Origin of the sequence: Bacteriovorax sp. PP10, from assembly GCF_035013165.1 — a bacterium.
In the GTDB taxonomy this organism is placed as follows: Bacteria; Bdellovibrionota; Bacteriovoracia; order Bacteriovoracales; family Bacteriovoracaceae; genus Bacteriovorax; species Bacteriovorax antarcticus.
Window position 1 is genome coordinate 1,851,193 of record NZ_JAYGJQ010000001.1, and the last position, 19,879, is coordinate 1,871,071.

The 19,879-nt window shown below is 38.3% G+C and carries 22 protein-coding genes; 10 read left to right on the forward strand and 12 right to left on the reverse strand.

Annotated features, from left to right (window positions below; translation table 11 throughout):
• The first annotated feature begins 57 nt into the window (after nucleotides 1-57).
• Nucleotides 58-897 (forward strand): RluA family pseudouridine synthase, encoded by an 840-nt coding sequence (locus tag SHI21_RS09100; protein WP_323576050.1) that lies wholly within the window; start codon nucleotides 58-60, stop codon nucleotides 895-897.
• On the opposite strand, the gene SHI21_RS09105 is transcribed toward SHI21_RS09100, so the two are convergent.
• Nucleotides 866-2,188 carry an MATE family efflux transporter gene (locus tag SHI21_RS09105; RefSeq protein ID WP_323576051.1) on the reverse strand — a complete coding sequence of 441 codons (1,323 nt, stop codon included), beginning with the start codon at nucleotides 2,186-2,188 and terminating at the stop codon, nucleotides 866-868. The two genes, SHI21_RS09100 and SHI21_RS09105, sit on opposite strands and share 32 nt — an antisense overlap.
• An 81-nt stretch (nucleotides 2,189-2,269) precedes the next feature.
• On the opposite strand from SHI21_RS09105, the gene SHI21_RS09110 reads away from it, so the two are divergent.
• Nucleotides 2,270-3,073 (forward strand): hypothetical protein, encoded by an 804-nt coding sequence (locus SHI21_RS09110; protein WP_323576052.1) that lies wholly within the window; start codon nucleotides 2,270-2,272, stop codon nucleotides 3,071-3,073.
• Here SHI21_RS09110 and SHI21_RS09115 read toward each other — a convergent pair.
• Both SHI21_RS09115 and SHI21_RS09120 read right to left on the reverse strand, forming a co-directional pair.
• The gene (locus tag SHI21_RS09115) at nucleotides 3,066-4,481 is read right to left on the reverse strand and encodes a cryptochrome/photolyase family protein (protein ID WP_323576053.1); all 1,416 of its coding nucleotides are present in this window, start codon (nucleotides 4,479-4,481) and stop codon (nucleotides 3,066-3,068) included. The two genes, SHI21_RS09110 and SHI21_RS09115, sit on opposite strands and share 8 nt — an antisense overlap.
• A 3-nt stretch (nucleotides 4,482-4,484) precedes the next feature.
• Nucleotides 4,485-5,405, reverse strand: coding sequence for a TIGR01777 family oxidoreductase (locus SHI21_RS09120; protein ID WP_323576054.1), 921 nt, complete (start codon nucleotides 5,403-5,405; stop codon nucleotides 4,485-4,487).
• A gap of 144 nt (nucleotides 5,406-5,549) precedes the next feature.
• Between SHI21_RS09120 and SHI21_RS09125 the strand changes: the two genes are divergently transcribed.
• On the forward strand, nucleotides 5,550-6,479 hold the full coding sequence (locus SHI21_RS09125; protein ID WP_323576055.1) for a MerR family transcriptional regulator: 930 nt from the start codon (nucleotides 5,550-5,552) through the stop codon (nucleotides 6,477-6,479).
• Here SHI21_RS09125 and SHI21_RS09130 read toward each other — a convergent pair.
• Nucleotides 6,476-6,958: a glutathione peroxidase gene (locus tag SHI21_RS09130; protein ID WP_323576056.1), complete on the reverse strand. Its 483-nt coding sequence runs from the start codon at nucleotides 6,956-6,958 to the stop codon at nucleotides 6,476-6,478. The two genes, SHI21_RS09125 and SHI21_RS09130, sit on opposite strands and share 4 nt — an antisense overlap.
• Nucleotides 6,959-7,051: 93 nt before the next feature.
• Here SHI21_RS09130 and SHI21_RS09135 point away from each other — a divergent pair, with 93 nt between their 5' ends.
• Both SHI21_RS09135 and SHI21_RS09140 read left to right on the forward strand, forming a co-directional pair.
• Nucleotides 7,052-7,774 (forward strand): ABC transporter ATP-binding protein, encoded by a 723-nt coding sequence (locus SHI21_RS09135; RefSeq protein ID WP_323576057.1) that lies wholly within the window; start codon nucleotides 7,052-7,054, stop codon nucleotides 7,772-7,774.
• A complete protein-coding gene (locus SHI21_RS09140; protein WP_323576058.1) occupies nucleotides 7,774-8,586 on the forward strand; it encodes a hypothetical protein in 813 nt (270 codons plus the stop codon). The genes SHI21_RS09135 and SHI21_RS09140 overlap by 1 nt, the downstream gene beginning before the upstream one ends.
• On the opposite strand, the gene SHI21_RS09145 is transcribed toward SHI21_RS09140, so the two are convergent.
• Nucleotides 8,503-9,600, reverse strand: a complete 1,098-nt coding sequence (locus tag SHI21_RS09145) for a hypothetical protein (protein WP_323576060.1) — start codon at nucleotides 9,598-9,600, stop codon at nucleotides 8,503-8,505. The genes SHI21_RS09140 and SHI21_RS09145 overlap by 84 nt on opposite strands.
• Nucleotides 9,601-9,711: 111 nt before the next feature.
• On the opposite strand from SHI21_RS09145, the gene SHI21_RS09150 reads away from it, so the two are divergent.
• Together SHI21_RS09150 and SHI21_RS09155 are read left to right on the forward strand one after the other, a co-directional pair.
• The gene (locus SHI21_RS09150; protein WP_323576061.1) at nucleotides 9,712-11,481 is read left to right on the forward strand and encodes a carbamoyltransferase family protein; all 1,770 of its coding nucleotides are present in this window, start codon (nucleotides 9,712-9,714) and stop codon (nucleotides 11,479-11,481) included.
• Nucleotides 11,468-11,863 carry an SxtJ family membrane protein gene (locus SHI21_RS09155; RefSeq protein ID WP_323576062.1) on the forward strand — a complete coding sequence of 132 codons (396 nt, stop codon included), beginning with the start codon at nucleotides 11,468-11,470 and terminating at the stop codon, nucleotides 11,861-11,863. The genes SHI21_RS09150 and SHI21_RS09155 overlap by 14 nt, the downstream gene beginning before the upstream one ends.
• On the opposite strand, the gene SHI21_RS09160 is transcribed toward SHI21_RS09155, so the two are convergent.
• Genes SHI21_RS09160 through SHI21_RS09185 form a run of 6 tightly spaced genes read right to left on the reverse strand, consistent with a single transcriptional unit; the run spans nucleotide 11,860 to nucleotide 15,447 of the window.
• Complete coding sequence (locus tag SHI21_RS09160; RefSeq protein ID WP_323576063.1) at nucleotides 11,860-12,012, reverse strand: DUF5989 family protein; 153 nt, start codon at nucleotides 12,010-12,012, stop codon at nucleotides 11,860-11,862. The two genes, SHI21_RS09155 and SHI21_RS09160, sit on opposite strands and share 4 nt — an antisense overlap.
• Before the next feature lie 16 nt (nucleotides 12,013-12,028).
• Nucleotides 12,029-13,285, reverse strand: a complete 1,257-nt coding sequence (locus SHI21_RS09165) for an ABC transporter permease (protein WP_323576064.1) — start codon at nucleotides 13,283-13,285, stop codon at nucleotides 12,029-12,031.
• Complete coding sequence (locus tag SHI21_RS09170) at nucleotides 13,278-13,949, reverse strand: ABC transporter ATP-binding protein (RefSeq protein WP_323576065.1); 672 nt, start codon at nucleotides 13,947-13,949, stop codon at nucleotides 13,278-13,280. Before SHI21_RS09170 ends, SHI21_RS09165 begins: the two co-directional genes overlap by 8 nt.
• Nucleotides 13,950-13,965: 16 nt before the next feature.
• Entirely contained in the window at nucleotides 13,966-14,526 is a 561-nt protein-coding gene (locus tag SHI21_RS09175) for a ZrgA family zinc uptake protein (RefSeq protein WP_323576266.1), read from the reverse strand.
• 5 nt (nucleotides 14,527-14,531) lie between these two features.
• Nucleotides 14,532-14,996 (reverse strand): DUF3299 domain-containing protein, encoded by a 465-nt coding sequence (locus SHI21_RS09180; protein ID WP_323576066.1) that lies wholly within the window; start codon nucleotides 14,994-14,996, stop codon nucleotides 14,532-14,534.
• A 4-nt stretch (nucleotides 14,997-15,000) separates the two neighbouring features.
• Nucleotides 15,001-15,447 (reverse strand): Fur family transcriptional regulator, encoded by a 447-nt coding sequence (locus tag SHI21_RS09185; RefSeq protein WP_323576067.1) that lies wholly within the window; start codon nucleotides 15,445-15,447, stop codon nucleotides 15,001-15,003.
• A 116-nt stretch (nucleotides 15,448-15,563) separates the two neighbouring features.
• On the opposite strand from SHI21_RS09185, the gene SHI21_RS09190 reads away from it, so the two are divergent.
• Nucleotides 15,564-16,925, forward strand: a complete 1,362-nt coding sequence (locus tag SHI21_RS09190) for a response regulator (RefSeq protein WP_323576068.1) — start codon at nucleotides 15,564-15,566, stop codon at nucleotides 16,923-16,925.
• On the opposite strand, the gene SHI21_RS09195 is transcribed toward SHI21_RS09190, so the two are convergent.
• Nucleotides 16,926-17,666 carry a MipA/OmpV family protein gene (locus tag SHI21_RS09195; RefSeq protein ID WP_323576069.1) on the reverse strand — a complete coding sequence of 247 codons (741 nt, stop codon included), beginning with the start codon at nucleotides 17,664-17,666 and terminating at the stop codon, nucleotides 16,926-16,928.
• Nucleotides 17,667-17,850: 184 nt separating this feature from the next.
• Between SHI21_RS09195 and SHI21_RS09200 the strand changes: the two genes are divergently transcribed.
• Nucleotides 17,851-18,729 carry a M48 family metalloprotease gene (locus SHI21_RS09200; protein ID WP_323576070.1) on the forward strand — a complete coding sequence of 293 codons (879 nt, stop codon included), beginning with the start codon at nucleotides 17,851-17,853 and terminating at the stop codon, nucleotides 18,727-18,729.
• 218 nt (nucleotides 18,730-18,947) lie between these two features.
• Complete coding sequence (locus SHI21_RS09205) at nucleotides 18,948-19,829, forward strand: hypothetical protein (RefSeq protein WP_323576071.1); 882 nt, start codon at nucleotides 18,948-18,950, stop codon at nucleotides 19,827-19,829.
• The last annotated feature ends 50 nt before the right edge of the window (nucleotides 19,830-19,879 follow it).

Genomic DNA, 19,879 nt, shown 5'->3' on the forward strand with positions numbered 1-19,879 from the left:
ATTAATTTTGCTAAAAAGGCCTAAGTTTACTTAGGCCTTTTTTTTTGGGAAATCACAGTGACGACTGATACAACGAAGCCATTTACATTGAAAAAAAGCGTGCAAGAGGGTGATCCTCTGGTGCTGATTGATTTTTTAGAAAAACATACAAAACTATCAAAGAGTGTTTTGAAAAAAGTTTTAAATAATGGTGGAGTCTGGTTTAGAAAATTAAGTTCATCAAAACGATTGCGTGTAAGAAGAGCGACTGCTCCACTAACACTTGAGTCCCATGTTGAATTTTTCTTTGACCCTCGTTATGTGAATTTAGAGGTGCCGGACTCACGTGAAGTTTTCGCCAGCAAAGAGTGGGGACTTTGGTACAAGCCACCAGGAGTTCTTTCACAAGGAACAGACTTCGGTGATCACGGAAGTATCCTGAGACAAATTGAAAAGACGAAAGGGAAAGCTTACCTGATTCATAGACTAGATCGTGAAGCTCATGGACTTATGCTTTTTGCTTACACTCACCATGCTGCAGGAACATTTTCTAAGTTATGGCAGGATAATAAGGTAGAGAAGTTTTATAAAGTTGAAGTGGTTGGAAATATCCAGGCAAAGTATCCGGATGGCGGCGATATTCATTTTAAAATTGATGGGAAAGATGCTCATTCAACTTTTAAAATCACAGAGCAAAAAGAGCACACGGCCATTTTATTAGTTCAGATTCATACAGGACGCCTTCACCAGATCAGACGTCACTTTGAAGAATTAGGGTATCCAGTTCTTGGAGACCCAAAATACGGAACAGGAAATAAAAACAGCGACGGGATAAGACTGATGTCTTATCAGTTAAAGTTCACTGATCCATTATCTAAGAAAGCAATTAATTTTGAATTGTCAGACGTAGTTTTTTAATTCGGTTTTGATAAAACGCGATTAATAAAACACACATACATGTCAGACCAATAGCAAGACCAACCCACAATCCACGGGCCTCCATATTTCTTTGGTACGCAAGATAAACTCCGAAAGGAAGTCCTAATACCCAATAAGAAATAAGGCCTAACACCATTGGAATTCTGGTTTCATTTAATCCTCTCATCACTCCTGACAAAACCACCTGAAGACCATCTGGAAGCTGGAAGAGTCCAACCCAGAATAAAAGAGCTCCACCGTAAACAATCACGGCCTCATCAGTTGTCGCGAGTCCCATAACTAAATGAGGAATCGTTAAATAAAGACAAGCAAAGAAAACCTGAATGAAAATCGTTAATGTCATAGCTCCACGGCATAGACGAACAATTCCCTCGATAGATTTTTTACCAAACTGTTCACCAACTAAAACTGAAATCGCACTTCCGAGTGCCATAGGCACCATGAAAGTCAGAGAGGTGATGTTCATAACCAGGTTTTGAGAAGCAGAAGCAATTAAGCTCATTCCACCAACTAAAACAGTAACGGTTGCAAAGATTAAAACTTCGCACAAGATAGTGAAGGAGATAGGAAGGCCTAGTCTTAGAATTTTTTTAATTGTTTCCGGATTTCGTCTCATTTCAAAAGGCGTAACTGATTTCATATAAAAGAAAATAGAAATAGCCATTAAGAAGCGGCAAATCGTTGTCGCAATCGCAGAACCTTCAATTCCAAATCCTTTGAAGTTAGTAGTTCCAAACATCAAGAGGATATTTAAAAGAACGTTCACGATGTTAAAAAACCAGATGATTGAATTGGGAATATAAATCTTCCCCTGAGCTTGCAGGTATTCTTTTGAGGCCTGGAAGACAAAAGCAGGAAATAGTGAGAAAGAAGTCCATTTTAAAAACAGCACCACATGAGGGACGATTTCTGGATTGAGTTTAAAGTAACCAATATAGAATTCTGAGAAAAACAAAGCTGTTCCCAGAGTCATTGCGATCACTAGACTTACGAGATAAGCGTTATATAAGAAAGTCGGGTCTGATTTCCCTTCACCTTTTAATTGTGAGGCCAGAGGTCCGGTGCAAAAAAGAACTCCAATCCCTACCATTAAGAATGGTGCAAAAATCATTGCGGCCACACCAATAGAAGCGACAGCTAGGCTTGAGTAGCGTCCTGCAACGATGATATCTCCTACACCAAAAAACATCTGACCGATTTGGCCTGCGATGATGGGCAGAGAGAAGATGAGTATTTCTTTAGCGGTTTTAATATTATTTTTGAATGACATAAGGGATTAGTTTACAAACTTTATTAAACTATAGAAAATGAAATCATTAAAAAAGTTCCCAATGAAAAAGCACGGATGTTTATGGCCGCTATTGAAAAAATTGATATCAATTCTTCTGACTCAACAAAAAAGGGATGGGCCGCAATTGTCGAAAACGTATTTAGACGCTTCTCAACAGTAGGTTTCGCGCTATTTCTTATCCCAATTGTTTGCGTTTTCATTTTCTGTATTGCTGTGGCACTAACTCCTGGAATCATGTTATTTCAATGGGCCTCGCTCCAGATGGTTGATACTTCATTTGCTTTAAAAGCTTTTTGCTATGGTCTATGTGGTGGTGGAGCTTTCATTTCGTTTATTCTAACGCTGATCTTTATTGTTCCCATTATGAATCTTCCTTGCCGCCCTTTCGTGAAATCCTATAGAGGCGCATGGTTTTCAATTGAATCGATTCCCTGGTTTTATCATAATGCCCTAACTTATTTAGTCCGCTACACAGTTCTAGATTTTATTACGCCATCACCACTAAACATTTTATTTTTTAGAATGATGGGAATGAAAATCGGAAAGGGTGTTCTCTTGAACACTTCTAATATTTCTGACCCATGTTTAATCAAGCTTGGGGATTACGTCACAATTGGCGGATCGGCCTATATGATGGCCCATTATGGAATGAAGGGATTTTTAATTATCGACAAACTCGTGATCAAAAGAGGAGCGATGGTTGGTCTTTCAGCAAAACTTCTTGGTGGTGTAACGATCGGTGAAAAAGCAGTTGTTGCTCCAAACGTGGCCGTTCTTCCTAAAACAATCATTAAAGATGGTGAGAAGTTTGGTTTAAATATAGCTGCTAGTCCTTCTTCTCATCCTGAAGCCGCTGCTACTTAACAGCTTTATACATCGCTAAAGCGCGGTCTCGTTGTTGTTTATAACCAACAATCGGGGCCGGATAATCTTTACCTACAAAACATTTTGCTTCTACTTGCTCAAAGATTTCAGTGTCGTGAGGAGAGTGAATGGTCTTGTTTGAAAATCTGGAAAGTTCAGGACACCACTGTCTGATATAAATTCCTTCGGGATCAAATTTTTCAGACTGATTATAGGGATTAAAAATTCTAAAGTAGGGTTGAGCATCAACACCAGTTGAAGCACTCCATTGCCATCCCCCATTGTTGGCGGCCATATCGTAGTCGAGAAGTTTTTCAGCAAAGTATCTCTCACCTAAGCGCCAGTCGATTAAAAGAGTTTTCGTGAGAAATGAGGCCACAACCATACGCAGACGATTATGCATCATCCCTGTCGTATTTAAACATCTCATGGCCGCATCGACGAGAGGATAGCCTGTCTGGCCATCACACCACGCTTGGAAATCTTTTTTTGAACCCAACCATTTGATGTTGTCATATTCCGGGCGAAAACAGTGTTTATCCACGCGAGGGTAGGCATCAAGAATTACCTGATAGAAATCTCGCCAGATAATTTCAGAAAGCCATGTCTCATATCCTGAATTTCTTTTTTCTACAGCAAGTCGGATCATATCTCTGACTGAGAGATTCCCCATTCTGATATAACTTGAAAGATTTGATGTCTGCTCAAGCGCCGGAACATCGCGGGCCTCTTTGTAGTTTTCAATGAATTCTCTAAAAGTATTTAATCGTTTGAGTGCTTCTTTGCTCCCACCAGTTAGAACACAAGGTGTTTCTAAAAAAGCGATTTCGTGAAGCCAATCGTGATCAATAATATTTTTAGAATTTTTTATAGGGTAGAGTTTTTTCAAATTACATTTGTATTCAGGAATAAATTCTTCCTGTGCACGAAAAGTCTCTAGCCATTTATTTTTATAGGGTGTGAAAACCTTATAAATTTCACCTGAGCCGTTTAAAATTTCATTTTTTTCAAAGAAGACGTGATCTTTAAAAGTATAAACTGCCTTTTTTTGAGCAAGAAGAATTTGCTCAATCTCAGAGTCGCGCTTTTTGGCATAAGGTTCATAGTCGCGATTAAAAAAGAGTCCATCAATTTTATATTCAGCGATCAGTTTAGGAATTTCTTCAACAGGATTTCCAAAACGGACAATTAAGCTTGAACTATATTTTTGCAGCTGAGTTTCCATCTCCCTAAGAGAGTCCATAATTATGGACACTCTTGGGTCATTTTTGTTGTGAAGCTTTTCTAATATAAGTTCATCAAAAATAAAGGCGACAATGGTTTCATCTGCATTTTTAAGTGCTTCTGACAGGGCAAAGTGATCGTGAAGCCGTAAGTCTCTTCTGACCCAACATAAGGCACGTTTCATTGATTATCTCGTCTCAAAAATTTTATTCATTGCTGATTCAATTGTTTCATACTGAAGTGTGATGCCTTCTTCCGGAAGTCTTTTAGAAATGACTTTCTGTGAATCTAAAATCACTGAAGACATTTCTCCAAAAGCAATTTTAAGTGCAGCTGCCGGAACCGGAATTAACGTTGGTTTGTGAAGTACTTTTCCCAGGGCCTTAGTGAAATGGAAGTTGTCAGTAGGATGTGGGGCAGCGGCATTATAAACTCCAGACATTTTTGGATCTGTTGCTGCTTTTGTGTAAATGTTGACTAAATCGTCCAAATGAATCCAGCTCATATATTGATTTCCGTTTCCGATCGGTCCACCTAATCCAAGCTTAAAAGGAGGCAGCATTTTTGTCAGCGCTCCTCCATTTTTTTCTAAAACAACAGCAGTTCTAATAATGACGATGCGTTTTACTTTTGTAAGTGTATAAGCGGCAGCTTCCCAATCTTTGCAAAGTTCAGCGAGAAAGTTTTTCCCAGTTTTTGAATCTTCGTTAAGGCAATCAGTTAGACCTACGGGATAAATTCCCACAGCACTTGCTGAAATAAAAAAATCAAGAGGAGCTGTTAAGTTATGATTTAATAAATTGGTAAGATTTTTGGTCGACTCGACTCTCGAAGTATGAAGTTTAATCTTTTGCTCATTACTCCAGCGTTTTGCTGAAATATTTTCACCCATAAGATTAATCACTCCATTTATTCCGGAGATGCTTTCAATGGGAGGAGCAACACTGGTATCTTTCCATTCAAAAGCAGTGACTCTTGAATTTTTAAAAACATCTGGAAGATTTTCACGACTTCTTGTGAGGATATTTAATTCATGCCCGCTGTCTAATAGTTTTTTTGCCAATGCACTTCCGACAAATCCTGTAGCACCTGTGATTAAAATTTTCATTTGTTTGACTCCTGTTCAACTGGAAACTTAAATCATTATAAGTTTATGTTTTGTTTTTACTAGCAGGTTGATGCTATAATCTCTGAGACATTACATAGACGCGAAGGAATGATAAATTTGAGCAGTACTACTTATACAATTCAGATGGCGTCAAAAATTTCAGGAGTGGGGGTTCACACCATCCGCGCCTGGGAAAAACGATACAAGGCCCTTGTTCCTGTTCGTGATGCTTCTGGACATAGAACTTATTCTAAAACAGATGTTGAAAAACTTATGTTGCTTAGCGAGCTATGCTTGCTTGGGTATACTATTTCAAAAGTGGCGGGTCTCACGATTCCTGAACTTAAAGATTTACTTAAGGATCTCGGGAAAACAGAGGCGAGTTTTGAAGCAACAGATTTTAACCTGATCAATGACACTAAGCTCACTATAGACCCAGCTCAGTCACTTCCCATTTTAAATTTTGCTTTAAAAAGTTACAAACTCGATGTCATCTCACAAGAGTTGGGAAAATTAAAAATCCTTTTATCTCCAAAAGATTTTGCGCTTGAAATTCTTGTACCTCTTTCTCATTCACTAGCAGAGGCCCATTCAAGTGGTGTTTTTACTTCTTCGCAAGAGCAGGCGACGCGCTCCCTTTTAAAATTTCATATGGGTTATAATCTTTATCACCCTCACGATAAGAAAGATAAAATCAACATCAATGTGATTGTCAGTGGAATGGAAGGGGATTTAAACGATCTCGCTTTGGGGTCAGTTGGACTTCTTTGCGGCCATTACGGTCTTCACTATACTTATTTGGGTGCTGATATTACTTATGAGGCCTTAAGCGATACAGTGAAATCACTGGAGGCCAATGTGGTGATCGTAGGCCCGTCAAATGTTCACAATCAATTAGGAAAATCTCATTTCCAAAATTACATTGAAAAACTCTCTGGAAAATTAAATCCATCAACTGAACTGGTTGTCGCTGGGAAATCTGAACTTGATTTGGATAAAATCCCATCAAAGCGCCTGGTTATTTTAAAAACTCTAAGCGCAGTTGATGAATATCTCTCTCATAAAAATCACTAAAGTATTTTCTTAATATCTTTTAAAATTGAAAGCGGCTTATCTGTCGGAGCATATCTCTTGATTGGTTTTCCATCTTTACCAATGAGGAATTTTGTAAAATTCCATTTGATGGCCTTAAGTCCAAGCAGACCAGGAAGAGAGTCTTTTAAATAAGTATAAACTGGAGCAGTCGTTGATCCGTTGACATCTACTTTGGCAAAAATAGGGAAGCTGACATCATAAGTAAGAGAGCAAAAAGATTTAATCTCTTCAGCGTCCCCAGGCTCCTGAGCACCAAATTGATTACAAGGGAATGCCAGGATCTCAAGACCTGAGTCTTTGTATTCTTTGTAGATTTGCTCTAGCTCGGTGTACTGCGAAGTGAATCCACATTTAGAAGCAACGTTAACGATTAAAAGTGTCTTACCCTCATACTCTTTTAATGAGTGAGTGGCGCCGTTAATATCAATGACGTTAAAATCATATAAACTTTTGCTCATAAAATCTCCTTTATAGGCATTAATTTTCTTTAAAAAATCGTAGGGGAAGAATAACATAGAAGCTAGTATTTTTTCTCTTATACAGAGGTTTTAATGGATATTATTCAAATTAAGGATATTTCAAAATCGTACGGCCCAGACTTCGCTTTGACAGACATCAGTCTTAATATTCAAAGAGGAAAGGTTTTTTCTCTTCTTGGACCCAACGGAGCTGGTAAAACGACTTTAGTTAAACTTATGCTTAATCTTATGCACACTGATTCAGGATCAATTGAAATCAATGGCCTGAATGTTAACGATAAAAATTCAAGAATGGGCGTGGCCTTCATTCCAGAAAAATTCAGCTTCTTTCCTTTCTACACAGCAAGAGGAGTTTTAGAATTCTTCGGAAAAATGAAAGGCATCGAAGGGGTTGAACTTACAGCTCAAGTGAACTCTGCTTTAGAAGAACTTCAAATCAGCGACCTTGCTAACAGAAAACTTTCTAAAATGTCTAAAGGGCAAATGCAGAGAGTGGGGTTAGCTAGCATTCTTATCGGTAACAATGACCTGATCGTTTTAGATGAACCTTTTTCAGGATTAGACCCAATCGGGATCAGAGACTTGAAAGAAATCATCAAAAAATTAAAAGAACAAGGTAAGACAATGTTCATTAACTCACACATCCTTCTGGAAATGGAGCAGATTTGTGATGAGATTGCTATTTTAAACAAAGGTAAACTTCTCTTTGCGGGATCAGTTGCTTCCGTTTTAGAAAAAGAAAAATCACTGGATGATTTTTTCTACAGAACCGTTAATGAAGGGAGAGCACAATAATGAAAGCTCAATACAAAGCACTTATCGTTGATACCGTTTTAAAAGAAATCAGAAGTAAAACGTTGATTTTCATTTTCGTGGCGACGACATTATCTATTTTACTGGCAAACCTTATTATTGGCGCTGTATCGACTCAAATGGGTGGAGACCAGGCCTTAAGCATGACGGGTGTTAATATCCTTTCATTAAACTTCAGAATTATTAACAGTATCAATTTTATCGTTGCTGCGATTTTTGGTGTGAGTGTTTTTAGATCTGATTTTGAAAACAACATAATTTATCAATACCTGTCGTTTCCAATTAGCCGTATTGAATACTTCTTCGTAAGAGTATTAGGGACTTGGTTACTTGTACTTGCTTATTATGCTTACTCTTATATTTTATCGGCGCTTTTGTTTTCTTATTCATTTAAGAAAATCATTTTTACCACAGGACATTTGTACAGCTTTTTAGTTCTAAGTATTTACTTGTTATTGGTTATTTTTATTTCAATCTTCTTTTCACTATTGCTTAACAAGATCGGAGCCTTATTTGCGACGTTTGCAAGTTGTTTAGCGGCAGCAGCAGCTTATTCAAGTCTAAGCACAGTTCCATACAATGAATTGTTTTTAAATTTCAGTGGATTTAAATTAGCTGGGATTTTGGTTTATTTCCTTTTTCCAAGAGCGTCTTTTTTAGACAGTATTTCTTCTAGTTTATTGATTGGGGAGCCGATTGCAGTGAGTGTATTACCGCAAATTCTTCACCTTATCGTAATCAGTGGAGTTTATGTTTGGTTGGCGAGCTATTTTGTTAAGAGGAAGGACTTTTAGTAAAATATCTAATTCAAGTTGGTGTCCTTTGGGATTTAGATGAAGGTCTTTTAAAAGATATTTCTCATCGTCAGTTACAAAGGGCATAACGACGAAAGGGACTTTGTTTTTTTTCAGTTCTGTTTGTAGGTCTTCCAGTCTTCCAGGTAGTGGCCAGTGAAAGTTATAATTGATGGCCACCAAGAAATTCCCTTCAGGAAATTTCTTTTTATACTCTTCAAACATTTTTAAATAGACCTTCGCTAGAATGACTGTGTGTTGGTAGCGAGGACGAGGTAAAATAGGGAAGAGGTTATTAATCCATTTTACATAATTCATTACCTGAAAAATTCTGGTTAAAAAGCGTGTGTTAAAATTTCCCTGATAAGTTGCAACTCCTTTATCATTTAAGTTGTAGTAAGGACTTTTTCCTTCTGACCATTGAATATAGTCTTTAAATCCAATGACTCTTTCGATAAGAAAATCATAATGATTATAGATAAATGTTCCTCTCGACTCATGGATCGTCTTTTCCCATGGAAGAAATTCCATCATTGCCAATGTATTATTTGGCCCTGCCCCCCTGATGCCCCAATTATAGGGGCGAGTGCCGGGGATTTTTTGTGATAGCAGAACTGGAAGCGTGTTTTCAATTGAAACACCATCACCGAATGTATTTGAGTCACCGGCAACTATAAGATGCTCACTAGGTTGTTTTGGAATGAACTCTGCTGGGATTTTTCTCAATCCTAACTCTGCACTTTCATATGTGACATCAAAGGTCACTTCATTACCCACTTTTGAGATATGTCGAGTCGTCGTAAATGGGGAAAAAGTATTAATTGAATATTCGATACTGAGACCATAGTCACGAGGGAGCGGTGGCTGTTGGGTGTAAAAAGAATTTTCAATTGTGTAGCCGCGGACTGTATATGTAGAGTGGTTCTCAATAATAGGCAGTTTGGAAGGTGAATTTTCCTGCGCGAATGAAACGTAGCTCAATAAAAGAGAAAAAAGTAGAGTCAGGTATTGCATAAAATAATTTTAAATAGAATTGATGAAAATGTATACTGAGTTTTTATTTATTGTAAGTTGCAATTATGAGTAATAGACTTAAAAGATTACAACTCTTCGATAGAAAATTATATGTATACACTGGGCATTTCATGTTTCTACCACGACGCTGCGGCCGCTTTACTTAAAGACGGCCAAATCATTGCGGCCGCAGAAGAAGAACGCTTCACCAGAAAAAAGCATGACAGCTCTTTCCCTGAACACTCAATCAATTACTGCTTAAACGAAGCCAATATAAAGCTGACTGACATACACTCAATCGTCTTCTATGACAAACCCATCTTGAAGTTCGATCGCTTACTTGAAACTTATTTCACCAGTGCTCCATCAGGACTGCCGTCTTTTCTAAGAGCAATCCCTTTATGGATAAAAGAAAAAATCTATTTCAAAAAGCTTTTAAAAGACGGACTAAAAAAGTTTACGACTGGAAAACACCCACCATTATTTTTCAGTGAGCATCATCTTTCACACGCAGCTTCGGCCTTTTTCCCATCTCCTTATGAAAGCGCAGCTATCCTTTGCATTGACGGAGTCGGAGAGTGGGCAAGCACCAGCGCCTGGGTAGGACATAGAAACGACATTAAACCATTATTTGAAATCCAATACCCACATTCATTGGGTCTGCTTTACTCAACATTCACAGGCTTTCTGGGATTCAAAGTAAACTCTGGCGAATATAAAATGATGGGTCTTGCTCCTTACGGAAAACCAATCTTTAAGGATTTAATCCTAAAAGAAGTCATCGCTATTTTTGAAGATGGAAGTTTCCAGCTTAATTTAAAATATTTCAATTTCACTTCAGAAACTGGAATGTACACGGAAGACTTTGTTGAACTTTTCAACAATCCCCCGAGAAGAAGCAATGATCCTATTACTCAATTTCACAAAGACCTGGCGGCTTCAATTCAAGCAGTCACTGAAGAAGTAGTGATTCATCTTGCTCGTGCCGTAAAAAAAATGACGAATCAAAAAAATCTCGTCATGGCCGGAGGAGTGGCATTGAACTGTGTGGCCAACGGTGCACTCATAAAATCCGGTCTCTTTGACAAGATCTGGGTTCAGCCAGCTTCAGGTGATTCAGGAGGCGCACTTGGTTGTGCTCTGGCCTATTACCATTACCATTTAAAACACGAGCGAGTTGTTTTAGAAAATGCTCAACAAGGCTCACTTCTAGGCCCGGCATTTACCTCTCTCGAAATTAAGCGCATGTTGAATAAATATAATTTTAAGTTTACGGAATTTCAAACCTCAATGGAGTTGGATGAAGTTTTAGTAAGAGATCACCTGACAAAAGATAAAGTCGTAGGATTTTTTCAAGGCCGTATGGAATTTGGTCCTCGTGCCTTAGGATGCAGATCAATTATTGGAGATGCAAGAAGCCCAGATATGCAGTCTGTAATGAATTTAAAAATTAAACAACGAGAGTCATTCAGACCTTTCGCTCCTATCGTTTTGAAAGAAGATGTAGAAGAGTATTTTGACTGGAAAAAAAGCGATGAGAGTCCTTATATGCTTTTTACTACGCAAACAAAAACTAAAAACCTTCCAGCGATCACTCACGTAGATGGTTCAGCAAGACTTCAAGTGGTAGATCGAAATATCCATACTCGTTTACATGAACTTCTGATTGCTTTTAAGAAGGCCACTGGTTGCTCTGTCCTTATCAATACTTCATTTAATGTCAGAGGTGAGCCTGTCGTATGCACGCCTTTAGAAGCATTAAAGTGTTTTATGACCACAGATATGGATACACTTATTTTAGAAAATGTTCTGATTGTAAAAACGAATCAACCCCAATCTGTTTTAGATACTAAATGGGAGAGCGCTTATGCAGAAGACTAGAAAAGCACCTTCTAAAAAAGACTTAAGAGTTTTTGCATTAATTGTTGCAGGCGGTTTTTTATTAATTGGTTGGGGAATCCCAGCTTTAAAGAACCATCCGATGAATCCTTATCCTGTAAGTGTTTCAGCAGCCGTTTTTATCTTAGGCATGTTAGTTCCAAATTCTCTTATCAAACCAAGAGAGTATTGGATAAAAATCGGCAATGTTCTGGGGAGAATCAACAGTACGATTCTCTTTACACTCGTTTTTTTCTTAGTGTTTACTCCTATCGCACTTCTTTTTAGACTCTTTGGCAGAGACAGACTCCATACTCATTTCAGATCAGTCAAATCTACAATGGTCATGAAACAAGAAATTTCGCCTTTCAACGAACCTTTCTAAAAGAATGTATAAACGAATGGTGCAACGGCAGTTCCTTGAGCATAAATAATCAAGGCACCAAATAAAATCAAAAATACGAGGATTGGTAAGAGCCACCATTTTTTATGGCGGCCCAGGAATTTAAATAGATCTTTAAAAGTTTCAAACATAAATAAAGTTTAAAGATTATAGTTTAATAGTCAACCCATCTTGAAGCGAATTTAAGTAAGCTTTTATCGCTGGAATTAATCCGGCAAGAGTTCCTACAACGTAAATTGCACCAAGGTACATCCACTCTGTTTTTGATAGAGCTTCGATTGGTAAATACACTGAAAAGTTTGACTCAAGCCATGGAGAAACGAAGTATAAAAGTCCGTACATTGATAGCACACCTAAAATACATCCCATTAAAACCAGGAAGCTTGATTCGTAAATCAGAAGTAAGAAAATATGGCGGGCACTTGCTCCAAGTGATCTTAAAATCGCCATCTCACGTCTTCTTTCATTGATAGAAGTATAAAGTGAAATAAGAATACTCATTACACCTACTAAAAGAACGCATAAACTTACTAAGAAAAGAATCTGTTCAACATAACCAATCGTCTCCCACATTTCTTGTAATGAAAGAGCAGGGATGATGGCCATAACCGGCTCAGCTTCGTATTGATCAATGTTTCTTCTCATACGCAAAACTGCGATACGCGACTTTAGTTTCACCATAAAAGAAGTCAGCTGAGTCACTTCGATGTTTTCTTTTTTGAATCGATCAGGATTAATCGCTTCTCCACTTGGCATACCTGTCTCCCATCCAAAGTGGATCGCTTCCATCCCTTGAAGAGTGATGTAGACCCCAGTATCAATCGGAGTTTGAGTAGGAGAGATGATCCCTACAATTTTAAAAGGTGTATTGTCGTGAGAAAGAATCGATTCAGCAGAAAGACCGTGAGAGATAACAATCGGGTCTCCAACTTTATGCTTATACTTTTTTGCGACTTCAGATCCAATCACAACATCGAATGTATCAGTAGGGACGCGTCCACCTTCAGAAATTTCGACTTTGCGATCTCCTCTGAAGCGGTAGTGTTCATAAAAGTTCTCATCAGTCGCGACAACTCTGAAACCTCTGTATGCATCCCCTAATGAAATAGGAATGGTCCATTCCACCTGTGGATTGGCCTTAATATCATTATATGTCGATATTTTGATGTTGTTGACGGCACCACCAATATGAAAAACAGTATAAAGAAGCAGCTGTAACGGGCCACCTTTTGCACCAACGATTAAATCCGTTTTACTAATAGTATTAGTAAATCCATCGCGGGCACCGTTTCTGATACGCTCAATTCCTAAAAACAATGTCACTGACAATGCAATCGAGAGAACGCAAAGAAAGCTGGTGAATTTTCTATTTTTAATTGATTTATAAGTTAAAAAATTAATCATGGTGGTTGATCTCAGGAAGGGAAATTGTTCTGGAGAAGTAAGACTTTAAACGTTCGTCATGAGAAACAAAGATAAGTGTAAACTTTTTCTTTTCCCAAACGCTCATTAGAAGTTCCATAAATTCGCGTGTATTTTTTTCATCGAGAGCACTTGTGGGCTCATCAGCGATAATCATTTCAGGATTACCGATAAGAGCTCGTGCTGCAGCCACTCTTTGCTGTTGCCCGATTGAGAGGTCTGTGACTTTTTTGTTGATGTGTTCACGAAGCCCAAGGGAGTCGATTAATTCCTCAGCTTGTTTATCGTAATCTTCCAGCGCTCTCTTCTTATTAATCAAACAAGGAAGAACGATATTCTCCTTTACTGTCAGATAAGGAATTAGATTAAAAATCTGGAAGATGTATCCGATTTTTTCTCCACGAAGGTGATCGCGTTTTGATTGCGTGAGTTTCGTCAGGTCTTGCCCCAACACTGTCACTTCACCAGAATTTGCTTTTAAAACACCGGCGGTAAGATTGAGTAGGGTACTCTTCCCGTGACCTGAAGGGCCGTAGAGGAAAACCCTCTCGCCACTTTCAATATCAAGCTGGTCAATATTAATGACCAGCTTGTGAGATTGATTATAAGAAAAAAGACACTTTTTAAGACTGATAGCTTTCGTCATTTTGTACTTCTAAAATTTATAGTTTAACTTCTTCAACTGCTTTAGCATTAATAGACTTAACTTCTGATCCAACTAGATCAATAGAGAGTTTTTTAATGTGTGGGTAGCTCTTCTTTAATGAAACAACAACAGTTTGACCTTTTAAATCTTGAGTACAGATGATTTTAGCTTTTGCTTCAACATCACTGTGGATTCCAGATTCTTTTCTCTCACCTTTTTTTAATTTCGCTTGAGCTTCTTTTGTCTCTTCTTCGTCAATTTCTTGTTTGAAAGAAACTTCAGATGATGTGCATCCTAGTTTTTTATCAAGAACAAATAATTTTGTTAAAAGATCTTTAGTCCAAAGAGATTCGGCATCATTAAAGGCCTTTTTTTCTTTAGCTGTAGAAGGCGTATATTCAAAACCAAAAAATGATTCTGCTGGCCCATCAAGGTCTAAGTCAATCGTTTTTCCTTCGACTGCCATTCCTAATTTGATGGCCCCATGCTCATGAGCGCCAAGACCTTTTGCATGATCATGGTGACTTGCTGCTAGAGCAACTGAAGATAGTAGTAGTGTTGAGAGAATTAAGGACATTTTTTTCACGGGTGAACTCCTTTTGGTGCCGCGGTAGGCGGCGGTGTAAAATCTTTTAGTTCTCTGATTTTGATTCCTTCCATTTTAAAAGAAGATTCAAGGTCAGCATTCGCTTCCACAGCGAGCGTTCCCGTAAGCTCGATAGGATAGAATGAAGGCTTAATTTTTGCGCCTTTTTTCATTTTTACCAGGACAAGTTGATTAGCTGGTGGAGGTGGTACGTGCATACATGCAGGCACGTATGGCATGAATAAAAACTCCACCACTTCCTTAGCTTCGTAATCAAGCGGCATCATAAACCCTTTGATGCTGATTTCTTTACCTAAGATTTTTTGTAGTTCTGGTTTGATAACATTTTTTTTAGTTTTAGTGTCGAAGTCTAATGACTTTAGTGTTTCCCAAGGGACTTCAGCAGCGAAGAGAGTGTTTGTCATGATGACAACAAATAAGGCAGCAATAAATTTTTTCATGATTTTATCCTTTAGAACAAGACTCGCATACTGCGAAGAACTCCAGTCTGTGTTGAATATCTCTGTAACCTTTCTTTTGAAGATTCGTTTCGATTTTTTCCATTAAACACTCATGAAAAGATTCGATCTTTTTACAAATTTTACAAATGATGTGGTGATGGTGGTGGTGAGGATCGTTAAACTCGAAATGGGCCATGTCTTTTTCAAGAAATGACGTATTCACTAACTGGACTTCGACAAATTGATTTAGGCAGCGGTAGATCGTGGCCTGGTCGCAAGAATTTTTTGGCAATTTTTTCAGGATTTCTTCTGCTGAAAACGGACCATGTTCTTTTAGTAAGAGACCCAAAATACTTTTTCTCGGGGCCGTCACTGACAGTCCTTTGTCTTTAAGAAGTTTGATGCACAAAGCATCTCTTTCTAGGTCTTTTTTTGGATTTAATATCCCCATATGCACCTCAATATTAGGTTTATACTATAGGGAAGTGCGGGAGTTTGCAAGTTAGTTGCAAAAACATATTTTACCCATTTCAACACTTTTTTTAGTTTTGGTTTAATATTAACGGTATGGAATTAAAGATACTTTTAGTCGAACCAAATGAATCAGTAGGCGATGTAATAGCGAAGAACCTCGAACGAGAGTTCGGGGCCAAAATTGTCCATTTTAAGAGTGGGTCAGAAGCTATTGAGTCTGTGAAAAAAGGCGATTATTACGATCTTTATGTCGTTAGGAATAGTTCTCTGGAAACAGTAGAACACCCAATTGAGCAGATTGCAGCGCTCTTTTTAAACGTCATTTACGATAACTCTTTAACAACTCCGCTGATTGTTATCGGGGAATTCGAGCACACTTACAAAAAATATGCGATGGTTTCAGACCGTCTACGTATTGAAGAGTTAAATCGTCTGGTGCTTAAAGCGCTTAATCTAAAAAAAGAAGATTTCAGTCACATGAAACTTCCGGATTACGTTTCTTTTCAAACTAAATATTTTTATCTTATGACTTTATGTCCATGTGATGTCTACATTAAGCTGGTGAAAAAAACCGGTGATGAGTACGTAAAACGCCTGCACTTTGGCGAGAGTTTTACTAAGGACGATTTACATAAGTATGAAGACCTGGGACTGCAGGAATTTTATATCTTAAAAGAAGAGCGTGAGCTTTTCATGAATGGACTCTTAACTCAATCTCTAAGAAATTTACGTGCACCACACACGATGGATGAAGCTGTTGTGATGACAGGTGACTCTTTCGTCATTAGTAGTGAGTTGATTAAATCTCTGGGAATCAGCACGACTTGTATCGCGATGGTTGATCAGACTGTTCATCAAATGAGGGCGCAGATTACAAAGACTGATAAGTTGGGAAGTCTTCTTCGCAAACTTTTAGATAATCAATTAAGTTATTCATACCGCCGCTCTTACCTTATATGTCTTATGGCCCACGCACTTATGCCCAAGATGGAATGGGGAAGCAGTGACCAGCAGGCAAGTTTGTTAGAAAAAATTTCGATGGTGAGTTTTTTCCACGATATTTACTTAGAAGATGAAAAGCTTTTAAAGATCATGGATCTTGAAGGACTTCGTAAAGCAAACCTTTCTCCGAGAGAGCGCGACTCTGTTTTAAATCATGCCAACAAAGCAGCTCTTCTTGCTCAAACTTACCCAAGACTTCCTCAGGGTGTCGACATCATTATTAAGCAACACCATGGTGTTTCAAATGGTGTAGGTTTTCCAGAGGCCTTAACTGCAGGTATTTCTCCGATGGCCGTATTTTTTGTGGTTGTTGAAGACTTCGCCACATGTATTTTAGAGCACAACGATTTAGACAATTTCACGAATATTCTGAAATATCTAAAACAGCGCTATCAATTGCCGACCTATAGAAAGATCGTGGCGGAAATTGAAAATCTTGTAACGAAGAAATAATTATAGTTTATAGCTGTAAGAAAGAATCCCACCAAATTCAAATCTTGATCCTTTCATCGTCGGTGATTGACTCACTTCTTTTGGAAGAATTTTTGAACTTATGACAGTGACGATTGAAGATCGTTCTGAAATTTGGATGATAGGCATGATGGCCATACCCGGAAGAAAATAATTATTCAAATGATACTCGCGTCTTGAAGCTGTGACTTCGTGTGATCTTACTCCATAGTAGTACTCAGCGTACTTATCATCTAACCAATCTAAACTAAGAGCTGCACGCAGGATCAATGTTTCTGAAACAGGGAAGAATTTTGCATAATTCGCAGTCGCTATATATCCTTTCGAGCGTCCGTTAATATCGTGAGAAAGAGTGAATCCATAATTAGCAAATTTAGCACTTGCCCCGACAAAGACTGAGTCTTTTCTTGGAGTCATTCCCAGTCCGTGATAGCGGTCGCCATCTCGTTTTATGAAAGCACTGACATTCGCCGTATGATCTCCAAAAGCGAGTACAGAAATTCCTTGAACTCCCAATGAAAATCTTCCATAGCTGGCCTGGATAATAGGAATTGGTCTTACTACATAACTCTTATCCATATTTTCATAAGTGTTTCCAACGCGTAGATTTTTTCTAAAGGCGACACCTGCACCAAGAGATGCATTCCATGCACGTTGATCTTCAGCGAGTGCTGTAAAAGAAAGAAGTATTGAAGCGAACATTAGAAGAATATTTTTTGTCATGGCATAGATGATAGGTGAGTTTTTAAAAAAACTAAAGTGAGCTGAGAGAAAACTAAAGTAATTTAGTCAGCGGTGTAAACAGATTCTCTGCAAGAATTTGACAGATTTATTTTGTCTCAAATTATCAAGATCGTGTGAGGATTGTTTATGCGATTTTAATTTCATACACGTTACGGAGGACATAATGAAAAAATCTATCTTGGCCCTTACAGTATTATCAATGTCACTTTCATCAGTTACTTTTGCTTGTGATAGCAAAGGACACACTGGATTCTTACCAGAAAACAATTTAAACATTTCAGTTGGCGATAAAATGGCCGGTGATATGACTGAAGAAAAATTCAATGCAATCACGACAAGAGTGTCTGATGTGTACGCTCCAATCATTAAAGAAATGGGTGGAAATCTTGTTATGAACAATAACTGGGCAAACGGAACGGTAAACGCTTCAGCTCAACAGACAGGATCTACATGGCAAGTAAACATGTACGGTGGTCTTGCTCGCCATAAGCTTACAACTGACGATGGTTTCATGATGGTTGTTTGTCATGAACTTGGTCACCACATTGGTGGAGCTCCAAGATACGGAAGAAATACTGACTGGGCCTCAAACGAAGGACAAGCAGACTATTTCGCAGGTTTAAAATGTATGAGAAGAGTTCTTCAAAACGACGATAACATCGCTATCGTTGCTGGAATGACAATCGATGCAGAAGCTACAAAGCAATGTGAGTCGATCTATAAATCAGCTTCTGAAGTAGCTCTTTGCCAACGTGTTTCTATGGCAGGAAAGTCTCTTGGACAACTTCTTGGATCACTTGGTGGAAGCTCAAACGTAAACTTCAATACACCTGATAGAAAAACTGTAAGACAAACAAATGATGCTCACCCTGCAGCTCAATGTCGTCTTGATACATACTTCGCTGGAATGCTTTGTGATAAATCAATCCTAGAAGACGTTTCAAAAACAGATGCAATCCCAGGAACATGTATTAAAAAAGATGGATACGCTCAAGGTGTTCGTCCTCTTTGCTGGTACAAACCAGGTTCTAACGAGATCTAATTTGATCTAAAAATAACTTTTTTCGCTAAAACTTAGCGCCAAAAATTTGACAACGGGACTCCTTCAAGGGGTCCCGTTTTCGTTTTTCCCCAATGAAAAAATATTTCTGAGAGATCCCGTCAAGAAATGTCAGGTAATGAAAGATTAATTTATTTTTCAACACGTAATTAAATAGCAAGAATTAACACATTCCTAATATTTGTTACGGAGGACTTTATATGACAAAAGGGATTTTAGTTGCTTTGATGGCGACAACTTTGACTTTCTCTCAGGCTTTCTCTTGCGATTCACTAGCTAATAGTGGATTTGCTCCAGAAAATAATCGTAGAATTGAAGTAGGTGATAAAGCTTCTAACAACATGACGAAGGAAATGTTCCTTGCAGCTGTTGGTAGAGTGTCTTCTGTGTACGAGCCAATCGTTGCAGAAAAAGGCGGAAAGCTTATCATGAACAACAGATGGGATGACGCTACAGTTAACGCGTCTGCTCAACAGTCAGGAAAAAACTGGCAAGTAAACATGTACGGAGGTCTTGCACGTCACCCTCTAGTTACTGTTGATGGATTCATGATGGTAGTATGTCATGAACTAGGTCACCACATTGGTGGAGCTCCTAGAAAAGGTGGATTCGGATCTGCATGGGCATCAAACGAAGGTCAAGCTGACTACTTCGCTGGTCTAAAATGTATGAGAAGAGTTCTTGAAAACGATGACAACATTGCAATCGTTTCAAAAATGGAAATTGACGCTGAAGCGACTACAAAATGTGAATCTATCTACAAATCAGCTTCTGATATCGCTCTTTGCGAAAGAATCTCGATGGCAGGTAAATCACTAGCTATGCTTCTTGGTGACCTAGGTGGAAACTCAAACGTAAAGTTCACAACTCCAGATACGTCTAAAGTTGCTAGAACTAACGACAACCACCCAGCAGCACAATGTCGTCTAGACACTTACTTCCAAGGATCTCTTTGTGATAAAGCGATCTCTGACGATGTAGATGGAAAAGATGCACTAAAAGGTGTTTGTTTAAAGAGAGATGGATACGAATTAGGTATGCGCCCTCTTTGCTGGTACAAGCCAACTGCAGCTGAACTATAATTTTTTAAATTAGAAAATTAATAAAAAGGGCCAGATTTATTCTGGCCCTT

What these genes read in the sequence shown, in the direction of transcription:
- SHI21_RS09105 (WP_323576051.1), bottom strand. Translation starts at nt 2,188, where the DNA reads ATGTCATTCAAAAATAATATTAAAACCGCTAAAGAAATACTCATCTTC.
- SHI21_RS09110 (WP_323576052.1), top strand. Translation starts at nt 2,270, where the DNA reads ATGGCCGCTATTGAAAAAATTGATATCAATTCTTCTGACTCAACAAAA.
- SHI21_RS09115 (WP_323576053.1), bottom strand. Translation starts at nt 4,481, where the DNA reads ATGAAACGTGCCTTATGTTGGGTCAGAAGAGACTTACGGCTTCACGAT.
- SHI21_RS09120 (WP_323576054.1), bottom strand. Translation starts at nt 5,405, where the DNA reads ATGAAAATTTTAATCACAGGTGCTACAGGATTTGTCGGAAGTGCATTG.
- SHI21_RS09125 (WP_323576055.1), top strand. Translation starts at nt 5,550, where the DNA reads ATGGCGTCAAAAATTTCAGGAGTGGGGGTTCACACCATCCGCGCCTGG.
- SHI21_RS09130 (WP_323576056.1), bottom strand. Translation starts at nt 6,958, where the DNA reads ATGAGCAAAAGTTTATATGATTTTAACGTCATTGATATTAACGGCGCC.
- SHI21_RS09135 (WP_323576057.1), top strand. Translation starts at nt 7,052, where the DNA reads ATGGATATTATTCAAATTAAGGATATTTCAAAATCGTACGGCCCAGAC.
- SHI21_RS09140 (WP_323576058.1), top strand. Translation starts at nt 7,774, where the DNA reads ATGAAAGCTCAATACAAAGCACTTATCGTTGATACCGTTTTAAAAGAA.
- SHI21_RS09145 (WP_323576060.1), bottom strand. Translation starts at nt 9,600, where the DNA reads ATGCAATACCTGACTCTACTTTTTTCTCTTTTATTGAGCTACGTTTCA.
- SHI21_RS09150 (WP_323576061.1), top strand. Translation starts at nt 9,712, where the DNA reads ATGTATACACTGGGCATTTCATGTTTCTACCACGACGCTGCGGCCGCT.
- SHI21_RS09155 (WP_323576062.1), top strand. Translation starts at nt 11,468, where the DNA reads ATGCAGAAGACTAGAAAAGCACCTTCTAAAAAAGACTTAAGAGTTTTT.
- SHI21_RS09160 (WP_323576063.1), bottom strand. Translation starts at nt 12,012, where the DNA reads ATGTTTGAAACTTTTAAAGATCTATTTAAATTCCTGGGCCGCCATAAA.
- SHI21_RS09165 (WP_323576064.1), bottom strand. Translation starts at nt 13,285, where the DNA reads ATGATTAATTTTTTAACTTATAAATCAATTAAAAATAGAAAATTCACC.
- SHI21_RS09170 (WP_323576065.1), bottom strand. Translation starts at nt 13,949, where the DNA reads ATGACGAAAGCTATCAGTCTTAAAAAGTGTCTTTTTTCTTATAATCAA.
- SHI21_RS09175 (WP_323576266.1), bottom strand. Translation starts at nt 14,526, where the DNA reads ATGTCCTTAATTCTCTCAACACTACTACTATCTTCAGTTGCTCTAGCA.
- SHI21_RS09180 (WP_323576066.1), bottom strand. Translation starts at nt 14,996, where the DNA reads ATGAAAAAATTTATTGCTGCCTTATTTGTTGTCATCATGACAAACACT.
- SHI21_RS09185 (WP_323576067.1), bottom strand. Translation starts at nt 15,447, where the DNA reads ATGGGGATATTAAATCCAAAAAAAGACCTAGAAAGAGATGCTTTGTGC.
- SHI21_RS09190 (WP_323576068.1), top strand. Translation starts at nt 15,564, where the DNA reads ATGGAATTAAAGATACTTTTAGTCGAACCAAATGAATCAGTAGGCGAT.
- SHI21_RS09195 (WP_323576069.1), bottom strand. Translation starts at nt 17,666, where the DNA reads ATGACAAAAAATATTCTTCTAATGTTCGCTTCAATACTTCTTTCTTTT.
- SHI21_RS09200 (WP_323576070.1), top strand. Translation starts at nt 17,851, where the DNA reads ATGAAAAAATCTATCTTGGCCCTTACAGTATTATCAATGTCACTTTCA.
- SHI21_RS09205 (WP_323576071.1), top strand. Translation starts at nt 18,948, where the DNA reads ATGACAAAAGGGATTTTAGTTGCTTTGATGGCGACAACTTTGACTTTC.